Below are 8491 nucleotides of genomic sequence, written 5' to 3' on the forward strand. Positions count from 1 at the left end.
CCACAACGATAATGTCAGGCGCCAATTCCCGGATCAGATCGTCCGAGGAACCATCGCGCAGCGTACGCGGCTGATACACCGGAATGCCGTGCTGCACCGCCAGCTGTTTGACCGGCGGTGCCGTCAGAATCTGCTTGCGCCCCACCGGTTTATCGCGGCGCGTAAATACAGCGCAAATTTCATGTCCGGCTTCCATCAGCGCCGCCAGACTTTCCGCCGCAATATCCGGCGTACCCATGAACAGGATTTTCATGTATCAGTCCTCGTCTTCTTCAGGATAATCATCTTCATAGAAATGGGTTGCCAAATCCATGATGGTAATACCGTCCAAGTGGTTGTTTTCATGCTGGATGCAGCGCGCAAGCATATCGTCCGCTTCCATCTCAAACCACTCACCATGGCGGTCCTGCGCTTTCACCTTGACATGCTTGGAGCGAGGAATCGCACCGTTATGTCCGGGGAAAGACAGGCAGCCTTCGTACAGTTCTACCTTTTCATCGCTGAGTTCAAGAATTTCCGGATTGATGAACTCGATGAATTTGTATTCGTAGTTTTCAGGAACCTCTTCCGGCATATCACGGTCATCCAGGCAGATGAACAGGCGGCGCATCATACCGACCTGCGGGCCCGCAAGACCCAACCCGTTGGCGTCCAGCAAAGTTTCCTTCATATCGTCCAACAAAAGGCCAAGGCGATCATCAAATTTGGTGACAGGGCGGCAAACCTTTTTCAGGATCGGATCCCCATCCTGTACAATGGTACGAAGTGCCATAATAAATTACCTCCAATAGTATTATAAATCTCCGTCTGAATTAAAATCCAAAATTACAGAAGCTTTCTGCGGCAACTTTTCCTGGGCGTAAACATCCAGTGTTTCCCGCAGAAGTGCCCGAAAAGCAGCATCATTGCGGCATTTAAGGGTAAGCTTATATCGATACTTACCATTCAGCATGGTAATTCCCATCGGTGCAGGTCCCAGCAGGCGAAGTGGCATCTGCGGGCGCTGAGCAGCACGCTCTGCCAACAAAGTGCCAAACCGGTGAGCTGCCATGGCGACGCTGCCTTCCTGTGCGCCAACAAACCCAACAATGCAGAATGAACAGTAAGGCGGGTAAAGACCAAACTTTCGGAATGCAATTTCTTCCCGGTAAAATGCTTCGTAATCCTGCTCGGCGGCCAACTGCAAAACAGGGTGATTCGGTACGGTCGTCTGAATCAGAGCTCTCCCCGGCAATGCAGCGCGGCCGCCGCGGCCTATCACCTGTGTTACCAGACTGAATACACTTTCATAGGCACGGAATCCTTGCCCAAACAGCAGCGAATCAATTCCCAATACACCAACCAAAGTGACTTTCTCAAAGTCCAGACCTTTGGCAACCATCTGTGTACCTAACAGAATATCATACTCCTGTCGGCCAAACTGTGCCAGCATAGTTTCATGGGCATTTTTCTGGCTGGTGGAATCCTGATCCATGCGCAAGATGCGCGCACCGGGTAACAGCTGAGAGAGTTCTTCTTCCACCCGCTGGGTTCCAAAGCCGCTGTAATTCAGCTTTCCGCCGCATTCCGGACAAAGCTGAGGCAGCGGCCGTACAGTGTGGCCGCAGTGGTGGCACATAAGAGCCTGCTGTGGCTTGTGGTAAACCAACGGCACACTGCAGTTGGGACATTTGAGCACATGCCCACAGGCCACACACATACCAACGGTATGGTAACCGCGACGATTCAGAAGCAGAATACTCTGTTCCCCGTTTTCGAGGTTTTCCTGCAGTTCCCTGGCCATCCGGGTACTTACTTCACGGGGGTTACCGGCAGCCATTTCTGCGCGCATATCGATAAAATCCACCTGAGGAAGAGGGCGCCCGCCATAACGTCGTGTCAGGGTAAGCAGTTTGTACTTTCCGCTTTCCGCCGCATGATAGGTTTCGGTCAGCGGTGTGGCCGATGCAAAGACCAGCAGAGACTTTTCCATGGCTGCACGTTTTTTGGCCACATCGTGAGCATCATAGCGAGGTGCAGATTCACTCTGGTAGGTGTGCTCCTGTTCCTCGTCGATGATAATCAAGCCAATGTTTTGCAGCGGCGAAAAAATCGCACTGCGTGTGCCCACAACAATATCGGCATTCCCCTGCTGGATCATGCGCCATTGAAGCAAACGTTCGGTATTGTTAAGCGCCGAATGCTGCACAGCCAGGCGGCTGCCAAAAGTGGACTTCAAACGGCGGATCATCTGTGGTGTCAGACTGATCTCCGGTACCAGAACCAAAGCCTTGCGCCCGAGCTCCAATGTTCTCTGAATCAGTTTGAGAAATACAACCGTTTTGCCGCTTCCCGTAACACCGTGCAGCAGCGCTGCGTGGGGTTCCCCATCTTCCAGGTCCGGCAGCATGGACTCATAGGCCCGCTGCTGCTCTTCAGCCAGCGTAATAGGCTGTGGGTCAAAAGGGATATCGGCAAAAAGATCCAGCATTTTATCCTGCTGTGTAACTGCCAGTACGCCTTTTTCGCAAAGCGTATCCAGCGTGGGTTTCGAAATTCCCACTTCGTCCAGTTGGTGTGCTGTCAACGGGCCGTTGCGCAGCGCTTCAACTGCCGCCAACTGTCGTGGCCCCGGCTTAGGTTTTTGCGGAAGTTCCCCTGCCAGACGATACACACGTTCCGTAGAGCGGCTCAGCCGGTTCTGCATAACCGGTTTTCCATCTACAGTCGCGGCACGATACTGCGCCCCATAAGGGATGACTGCTTTTACTGCTTCAAACCAGGTGCAAAAAGTCCGATCTTTTAAGAAACGGACCAACTCCAGCAGATCCGGGGTCAGGCGTGCCTGTTCAGGGGCCGCATCATGCAGTGTTTTAAGCCTTTTGGGGACTTTCTCCTCTTCAGTGGCTTCGACTCCCAGCACCACTGCCATACGGGGCTTATCTCCACGCCCGAACGGCACCAGCACCATACTGCCGGGCCAGACGCGGCCTTCCAGATAATCCGGTACTTTATAGGAGTAGAGTTTGTCAAAATGGATGGTCGCATTATCTACTGCGACTTGGGCAATCGATAAGGTCATTCTTCCTTCCCGTGCTGCAGCCGGAACTGAATAATGGAATACAGGCTTTCCGCGCAGGTTTCAACCTGCACATTGACCACGTGCTCATCGTAATCCACCGAGTTGGCGATCTCGGCCTCGGCGCGCTTCAAACGGCGCTGAATTGTTTCTTCGTCTTCGGTACCGCGATTCCGCAGGCGGCGCTCCAGTTCCTCCATATCCGGCGGCAAAACAAAAATGGTCGTGGCACCCGGATACATCTTCTTAATGTTACCGGCACCTTCTACTTCAATGACCAGAATGACCGGAATACCACGCTCCATGCGCGTTTCGATTTCACTGCGCAGGGTGCCATAGTAGTTTCCGCAATACTGCGTATGCTCAACAATCTGATCGTGCGCCAGGTGATCCTCAAAATCTGCCACCGTCATAAAGTGGTAGTTGATCCCGTCTTTTTCGCCTTCACGCGGCGCGCGCGTCGTTGCAGAAACCGTGTGCTGGATTTCCGGATGATTTTTCAAAAGATTCGCCACAACGGTATCCTTGCCCGTTCCGGAGGGACCCGATACCACAAACAAATACTTTTCGCCTTTCATGTTTCCTGCTCCTTTTCCCCGTCCTTGTCCTCTTGCGAGAAACGTCCCGTAACGCTGTCCAGTGCAATGCCGGACAAAATCACATGGTCCGAATCCATAATCAGTACAGCCTGGGTACGCCGTCCATAAGAGGCATCGATCAACGCACCTTTTTCCCGGGCATCCTGCACCAATCGTTTGATGGGCGCCGAATCCGGGCTGACCACAGCAATTACGCGGTCAGCATTGACCATATTTCCAAATCCTATATTGATCAGCTTCATAATGGCCTCTTATTCAATATTCTGGATCTGTTCGCGGATCTTTTCAATCTCCGATTTCAGTTCCACCACCAGGCGAGTAATGGCCACATCCTGGCATTTTGAACCAATGGTATTGGATTCCCGGTTCAGTTCCTGCGTCAGAAAATCCAGTTTACGCCCAATCGGTTCATTCAGTGCAAGAATCTCCCGATACTGGGCCACGTGGCTGTGCAAGCGTACGGTCTCCTCATCGATTGCAGTCTTGTCGGCAAAGATGGCGGCCTCTGTCACAAGACGTGCCTCATCAATATTACGATCTGCCAACAATTCCTGCAAACGCGCATACAGTTTGTCGCTGTACGCCTGTACACGACCGGCACTGTTCTGTTCAATTTGTGCAACCAGTTGCTCAATCACGTTCAGCCGATTTTCCACATCTTCCTTCAGCTTTTCGCCTTCCGTTGCGCGCATGGCAACAAAAGCTTCTACCGCCTGTTCCGCCACAGACTGAACGTCCTGCCAAAGTTCTTCTTCATCGGTCGGGGCGGCTGTCTGAGTCAAAACATCCGGGAATCTTGCCAACATACCTGCTGTTACATCATTTTTCAGGTCCATCCGTTCCGACATGGCATTCAAAGCGGCGCGATATCCCTGAGCCAGCTGCCAGTTGACCGTCACCACTGTATCTGCTGCCGTAACGGTCTGAATCGAAAGATTCAGTTCCACTTTGCCGCGGCTGACTTTGGATGCTACCTGCTTTTTAAGCTTATCCTCCAAAAATGCGCAGGAACGCGGAATGCGGGACGAATACTCAAAAAAACGCGCATTCACACTGCGCAGTTCCACCTTGATATCCCGGCCATGCAGTAACGCTCCTGCCCGGCCGTAGCCTGTCATGCTCAAAACCATACCCTACACCTCACGACTGTGTTTTTTGTTCCGGTCGCACAAAAACATATATTGTATATTGTACTATTTTTACAGGCAAGATGCAAGTTGAATGGTCATCTTTCACTGCTTTTTGCCTTGATTTTTTACATACGCAACAAAAACCGCTCCCGCGGGAAGCGGGAGCGGTTTTCAATCAATTAAACAGGATGAGATTTGCTTTCGTAATCAGCATGCAGTGCATCCACACCCTGCAGACGGGCGTTGCGCTTTTCAAAGAACTTGGGCGCAACCTGCGGGAACATGGCGTAGGTCAGCACGTCCTCTTCCTGAATTGCATACTTGGCTGCTTCGGCCTTCAGCTTGTCCATTTCGGGTTCCAGCGTATCGGCAAAGCGGCAGGTGATGGGTTCTTCGCCCTTCAGGATGAAGTCGCTGAATTCCTTCTTGATGGGCGCGGGCGTCTTGCCGTAATCGCCATGAACCAGGCCCTTGAACTCCTTGGTGACCATCTTGTAGCGTTCGCCCATGATCACGTTAAAGACAGCCTGGGTACCAACGATCTGGCTGGTGGGAGTAACCAGCGGCGGATAGCCGGCATCCTCACGCACACGCGGAATCTCGGCCAGCACGTCGTCCAGCTTGTCTTCCTTGCCGGCATCCTTCAACTGCTTGAGCATGTTGGAGAACATACCACCCGGTACCTGGTACAGCAGCGTGTTGGCGTCTACGCCCAGAGACTTCGGGCTGATCTGGCCATTGGCAATGTACTTCTCACGCAGTTTGGCAAAGTAAGCACGCACAACATTCAACTGGTTCAGATCCAAACCGGTATCGTAGTCGGTACCCTGCAGGGCTGCCACAAGGCTCTCGGTGGGCATGTGGGAGGTGCCCAGTGCCAGCGGGCTCATAGCAGTGTCGATGATGTCGGCACCGGCCTCAATGCCCTTGAGAATGGACATGGAAGCAAGGCCGGCGGTATAGTGGCTGTGAATATCCACGGGAATATTTACGGTGGACTTCAATTCTTTGACCAGATCATAGCAGGTGTACGGCTTCAGCAGACCTGCCATATCCTTGATGCAGATAGAGTCTGCACCCATTTCTTCCAACGTCTTTGCGTACTTGGCAAAGTATTCGTTATTATGTACGGGGCTCAGCGTATAGCTGATACAGGCCTGTACATGTGCGCCTTCCTTGTTGGCAGCCTTAATGGCCGTCTGCAGGTTACGAGGATCGTTCAGGGCATCGAAAATACGGATGACATCAATACCGTTGGCTACAGACTTCTGGACAAAGTACTCGACCGCGTCATCGGCATAAGGACGGTAACCCAGCATGTTCTGGCCGCGGAACAACATCTGCAATTTCTGATGCGGCAGTTCTTTACGCAGGATGCGCAGACGCTCCCACGGGTCTTCATCCAGGAAGCGGATGCAGGAGTCAAACGTAGCGCCGCCCCAGCATTCTACAGAGAAATACGGGATCTTATCCATTTCGGGCAAGATGGGCCGCATTTCATCCATGGTCATACGGGTGGCAAGCAGAGACTGGTGCGCGTCGCGCAGAACGACCTCGGTAATTTTGATCGGTTTCTTAGCCAATGTCATTCACCTAGCCTTTCGATCAGTTCATGGTGCACAGCAGCGCGCCGGAATCCACGACGTCGCCCTTGCGCACATCGATGCTGGCGATGGTGCCGTCCTGCGGAGCGCTGATCTCGTTCTCCATCTTCATGGCTTCCAAAATCAGCAGCGTGTCACCGGCCTTTACGGAATCGCCGGGTTTCACTTTGACGTCAAGGATGTTGCCGGGCATCGGAGCATTGACCACCACAGAACCGGCAGCCCCAGCGGGAGCAGCGGGAGCGGCAGGAGCAGCAGGAGCGGCGGCCGGGGCCGGAGCCGGAGCAGCGGCGGGAGCGGCAGGTGCTACAGGGGCACCGGTGCCCTCTTCCACCGTAACATTGTAAGCAACACCGTTAACGGTAACGATCAGGTTTTTCATAGGAAGTTCCTCCTTAAATCAAGGTTGATGATTTTCATTCTGTGAGCGGGTGCTTACAGGGTAATGTTGCCATGCTTCTTGGCCAGGCGAACAGCGCGCTTGCTGGCCAGCATATCCAGTGCCTGTGCAACTGCACCGCGGGCGGTGGCAGCTTCGCATACAGCATCGGCTGCGCCGTTTGCGGTGGCAGCCTCGGCGCCGCAAACCTCTTTGGCATAAGCGGCAGCCTTCGCCTTGGTAGCATTGGCAATATTGTCAGAAGCGTAAATTTCGTCTTTGTACAGAACGCTCACCGCAGTCTCGGGCGCCAGCGGGGCAATGGTGCAGCCCTGAACCGCCACGCGCCAGTCGGCGCAAGCGGCAAAGACCGTATAAACAGGGCCAACCGCATCCCCAACAAGCACAGCAACCTTGGCAGTGGTGGCTTCTGCATACACACCGGCCATACGGGCAGCCTGACGGATACCGCCAGCCTGGTCGTCGCCTTCGCTCTTGACGAATCCGTCACTGTTCACAACCGTCACAACGGGAATGCTGTAAGCATCGCACAGACGGACAAACCGTGCAGCCTTTGCAGTGCACTTGTGGCAAATCGCAGCCTTTTCGGTGGCCAGAATGCCCACGGCGCTGCCATTGATGGTAGCCAGAGCGGTCACAATGTTCTTGCCGTAGCCGCTGTACAGTTCCACGGCGCTGCCGGCATCGGCCAAAGCTTCTACAGCGTCGGCAGCAGTGTACTTGGCCACGTTGATGGTCTTGGAAGGCGCATCGAAATCAAACAGCGCCGGGCCGGACAGGTTGTTGGCCGGCAGCAGCGCTACGATGCTGGCCGCCTGCTTTGCTGCCGCAACAGCATCCGCAGCCGTAACCGCAGCAACGCCAGCTTTTGCAGCAAACGCCGCAGAACCGGCACCACCGACGTTATCCTCGGCCGTAAAAGGTGCATTCAGGAACAGCTCTGCATCCTCAGCCATGACGCAGACATCCGCAGCCGCCGCGTTGATGGCATTGGTGCCGGCACAGGTACCGGTAATTACGGCAACCTGCGGCACAACACCGGAAACGCGCGCGATTTCAGCCGTCAGCGCAGCCGTTGCATTGAGCAGCTCCAGGCCGCCATCCAGCTTCGCACCGGTAGAATTGTAGAAGGTAACAACCGGGGCGCCGGTCTCAGCTGCCATTTCCAGTACGCGGATATTCTTCTTGATATCCTGCACGCCAACCGGCTCACCGTTTTCGAACACAACATATACGCTCTGTCCGTTGGCACAGCCGTACGCCGCACTGACGGCGCCCTCTGTGTACAACGGCGAATAAGCGCCGTCGTCAAAAAATGCTGCAAGGATCTCTGCCTTGCCGGGTTTGTTTGCTGCCATACAGTGACCTCCCATGATAAGACTGACTGTTTTTTGTGAAAATGTTCATAAAAAATATGTCATTTGGCACAATTATACTACTTTGTGTAAAATTCCACAAGTAGAAACTCTTGTGTTTTCTGGATTTTTTCGCTCTTTTTTGGGCGTTTTTACAGGCATTTTCCCTGCATCAGCCCTTTTTATGCGTCAAAGGGCCCGGGCGGCGCGGCGCTTCCTGCTTGCGTGCCGGTGCCGTACGGCTGCTCTTTTGCGCCGCGTTTCGCAGAGCACTGACCTCTGACCGCTTCAGTTCGCGATATTCACCGGGCTGCAGCATCCCCAATTTTACGGGACCTTCCGCGC

General features: G+C 53.8%; 9 protein-coding genes. All 9 read right to left on the reverse strand.

The window, feature by feature from the left end; all coding sequences use genetic code 11:
• Positions 1–253 (reverse strand): methionyl-tRNA formyltransferase (locus tag H6B10_RS10270; RefSeq protein ID WP_275951070.1); only part of this gene is annotated, 253 nt, incomplete at its 3' end.
• Between the two features lie 3 nt (positions 254–256).
• Positions 257–772 (reverse strand): peptide deformylase, encoded by a 516-nt coding sequence (def, locus tag H6B10_RS10275; RefSeq protein ID WP_204651522.1) that lies wholly within the window; start codon positions 770–772, stop codon positions 257–259.
• A 21-nt stretch (positions 773–793) separates the two neighbouring features.
• Positions 794–3061, reverse strand: coding sequence for a replication restart helicase PriA (priA, locus tag H6B10_RS10280; protein WP_204651523.1), 2268 nt, complete (start codon positions 3059–3061; stop codon positions 794–796).
• On the reverse strand, positions 3058–3636 hold the full coding sequence (gene gmk, locus H6B10_RS10285) for a guanylate kinase (RefSeq protein WP_204651524.1): 579 nt from the start codon (positions 3634–3636) through the stop codon (positions 3058–3060). Before gmk ends, priA begins: the two co-directional genes overlap by 4 nt.
• On the reverse strand, positions 3633–3899 hold the full coding sequence (locus H6B10_RS10290) for a DUF370 domain-containing protein (protein ID WP_204651525.1): 267 nt from the start codon (positions 3897–3899) through the stop codon (positions 3633–3635). Before H6B10_RS10290 ends, gmk begins: the two co-directional genes overlap by 4 nt.
• A 9-nt stretch (positions 3900–3908) precedes the next feature.
• Entirely contained in the window at positions 3909–4787 is an 879-nt protein-coding gene (locus H6B10_RS10295) for a YicC/YloC family endoribonuclease (RefSeq protein ID WP_204651526.1), read from the reverse strand.
• A 179-nt stretch (positions 4788–4966) separates the two neighbouring features.
• A complete protein-coding gene (locus tag H6B10_RS10300) occupies positions 4967–6370 on the reverse strand; it encodes an oxaloacetate decarboxylase subunit alpha (RefSeq protein WP_204651527.1) in 1404 nt (467 codons plus the stop codon).
• A gap of 22 nt (positions 6371–6392) precedes the next feature.
• A complete protein-coding gene (locus H6B10_RS10305; protein WP_204651528.1) occupies positions 6393–6773 on the reverse strand; it encodes a biotin/lipoyl-containing protein in 381 nt (126 codons plus the stop codon).
• A 53-nt stretch (positions 6774–6826) separates the two neighbouring features.
• The gene (locus tag H6B10_RS10310) at positions 6827–8149 is read right to left on the reverse strand and encodes a carboxyl transferase domain-containing protein (protein ID WP_204651529.1); all 1323 of its coding nucleotides are present in this window, start codon (positions 8147–8149) and stop codon (positions 6827–6829) included.
• Between the last annotated feature and the right edge of the window lie 342 nt (positions 8150–8491).

Origin of the sequence: Gemmiger formicilis, assembly GCF_016901605.1 — a bacterium.
Classification (GTDB): Bacteria; Bacillota; Clostridia; order Oscillospirales; family Ruminococcaceae; genus Gemmiger; species Gemmiger formicilis_B.